Raw genomic sequence first — 2797 nt, 5'->3', positions numbered from 1 at the left:
GTCCCATACCTGCACGTCCACCAACTCCCACTCCTGATTGGCAGCGTTGGGTGCGCTGAATCTGGCAATACAGTCCCAGGCCTGTAAGCCGGCACCTTGTTCGGGCAGGCCGGGAAGGTGACCGTTCGCCGCATCCAGGCATCGCCGCCCGCGATCGTGATAGTTCTCCAGGACCGTGCGGCGTCCAATGACGCATTGAATTCGGGTGGGGCATTCTGCCGCCGTCATGACCACGGCCCGCAACCTCCACATCTGAGAAGCGTCTCCACTGCACGTATCCTGGACGATCGCTGCACCGGATCGAAAGCCGTTGGTCTTCAGGCATTTGCCTGAGTGCTTCGCCCGTAGCAGGAACCACTGCTCTTGCAATGGCTCCGGATTGCCGGGACGAGGTAGCCATTGGACGCTGAACTGCTGGCTCGGGGCACCGTAGTTCGGCCAAAGGACGACCGGCGCACCATCGTCGGTCCGGTGCGCAAGGACCTCGGCCATCATGCGGGTGCCCGAATTGACGATGTAGAAGTATGGGACGTCGGCAGACGCCGCCTGAGGCATAGCGGCGAGCGCGGCCGTGGCCCACAGGGTCAATGAGACAACGAGTCGAGTCTTGGGAGTGCGAAACGCACCACGATCAGCATTCATTTTTCAACCTCCGTCGCGACGCGGCCTGACTCGATGCCCCAACCACTGCGACACCGCCTGCTCCGCTGGTTCCGGCACGGCGAGACTGAACCATTTGCCTCCGAGCGTCAATACTGGTAGGGGCGATGGCTCGGGCACCGTGTCCAGCGCGACCGGCACGCACCGCAATCTGCGGGTATCGGTCGGCCTTGATGCTTTTCGTAGCGCGCCTTCGCGCCTGCACGTCGATGCCGCTTATGAGGCTGCCGTTTCCGCTGATCTGCGCAACCCGTGCACCCCACCCGGACTGGGCTGGTGACGAGCCTCCTCCTTGAAGAAAGGGTGGTGCGGCGGGTCCGGGTGCAGCATGACTTCGGCTCGATTAGATTCTTACGCGCCAACTGTTTGACAAGAGCCTTTCAACCTTCATCAGCAGATTTGTGCAATCAGCGGAGCGCCCCCAGTCACCTGGGTGACCAGGACGTTGGACGCGTCGAGCGCGCGGTACTGCAGGTGTCCGATAGGTCCGCTGGACTTGACAATCGTCAATGTGGCGGCCGTGGAGCGGCGGACAATTCTCGGCATGGCTCGCCACATCGAGAGAGGCATTCTTATGAAACTTCTGACATCGCTCACCGTTTCGGTGGTGCTTGGCACCTTGCTGCCCCTGGCTATTTCGAAAGACCAATCCGGCACGGAGGTCACCGCGTCAACCAAACCTGGCACCGGAACCATCAAGGAAGTGATCAAGGCGACCGGAGTCGTCGAGGCAATCGATCTCCAGAAACGCCATGTGACCATCAAGGATGGCCACGGCAGGCTGACAGCGCTTGCAGTAGGTCCGGAGGTGCGGAACCTCGAACAGCTCAAAGTCGGCGACCGGGTGACGGTGCGTTACGCACAGGCGTTGACACTCACCTTGATCAAGGACGGAAACGAAATACGCAGCAGAATCGATTCCCCGGTGAGCGGCAGCAGGACAGCGCAAGGTGAACGCCCAGGCGGTGAGCTTGGCAGGACGGTTGAAGTCACGGCGAATGTTGTCGCCGTGAATAGAAAGACCAAGATGATCACGCTGCGTGGAACGGAGTACGAGGTCGACATGAAAGTGCGGGATCCCAATCAATTGAAGATGATCAAGGTTGGCGATCAGGTGCACGCGACCTACACCGAAGCGGTGGCGCTCTCGATCAACTGACAAGCCGGATTAGGCATGCGACAGGCGCTTCGCGAAGTCCGTTCATCCCCAAGGAGTACAGATGAAACTCGGAAGACTTGTACCACCCGTGCTGGCCCTGATGCTGACTGTCCCGGTCGTTCACGCACAAACTGCCCCGGCGGCCGCGGCCGCGGCCCCGCCGGCCGCCGCCAATCCCGTCGATCCGGCTTCGATCCAGGCGCTCAAGGACATGGGCGCCTTCTTGCAGACGCTTGATCGCTTCCGAGCATCGACCTCGCTGACGGGCGAGCGCGTTCTGAGTGACGGCCAGAAACTGATGCACACGGCATCGGCAACGGTCGATGCGGAGCGTCCGAACAAGTTGCGAGCCCGCATGTGGAGTGTTCGCTCCGAGCGCGAGATCATCTATGACGGCAAGACGGTCACGCTCTACGTCCCCGCGCAGAAGTTTTACTCGACAGTCGAGTTCTCGGAACCCAACAGCGTCCTCGTAGGCAAGCTGGAAGAGCGGTACGGCGTCGAGATCCCGATGTCCGACCTTTTCACCTGGGGAACTCCGGCAGCGCCGGTCGACAAGATCGAATCGGCGATGAATGCCGGGCAGGACTTCATCGGGAACAGTCTCTGCGACCACTATGCCTTTCGGCAGGGGAATTTCGATTGGCAGATCTGGATCACGACGGGCAGCAAGCCCTTGCCTCGCAAGCTCGTGATCACCAACCGTGGTGACGATGAGCGCCCGCAATCGATCACCCTCATGGAATGGAATCTGAAACCGGCCTTCAACGAAGCGACGTTCAGGTTCACACCCCCCAAGGGGGCGACTCGAATCGAAATTGTTCCGGTGAAGGCCAAGTAGAGGAGCGCCACCATGAAAGGATCATTCAGCAAGATGCTTGCGGCTCCACTGGCCGTTCTGGTCTTGGTCAGCTTCGCGTGGACCCCTGTGGCCGAGGCCGCGGGCGATCGCGGCGGCGGCGGCGGGGGCCGCGGCGG

At 61.2% G+C, this 2797-nt stretch carries 3 protein-coding genes; 2 read left to right on the top strand and 1 reads right to left on the bottom strand.

Annotated elements, in window-relative coordinates:
- The coding region (locus AC1DY5_RS50150) for an RICIN domain-containing protein (protein WP_478121764.1) at positions 1-642 on the bottom strand (642 nt) is incomplete at its 3' end.
- A gap of 514 nt (positions 643-1156) precedes the next feature.
- On the opposite strand from AC1DY5_RS50150, the gene AC1DY5_RS50145 reads away from it, so the two are divergent.
- On the top strand, positions 1157-1819 hold the full coding sequence (locus tag AC1DY5_RS50145; protein ID WP_478121763.1) for a hypothetical protein: 663 nt from the start codon (positions 1157-1159) through the stop codon (positions 1817-1819).
- Between the two features lie 61 nt (positions 1820-1880).
- A complete protein-coding gene (locus tag AC1DY5_RS50140) occupies positions 1881-2660 on the top strand; it encodes a DUF2092 domain-containing protein (protein ID WP_478121762.1) in 780 nt (259 codons plus the stop codon).
- Positions 2661-2797: the final 137 nt, after the last annotated feature.

The sequence above is a fragment of the Variovorax sp. P4_D9 genome, from assembly GCF_056401695.1.
Note: the sequence above shows the minus strand (reverse complement) of the source record. Positions and strands in the feature narration are given on the sequence as shown.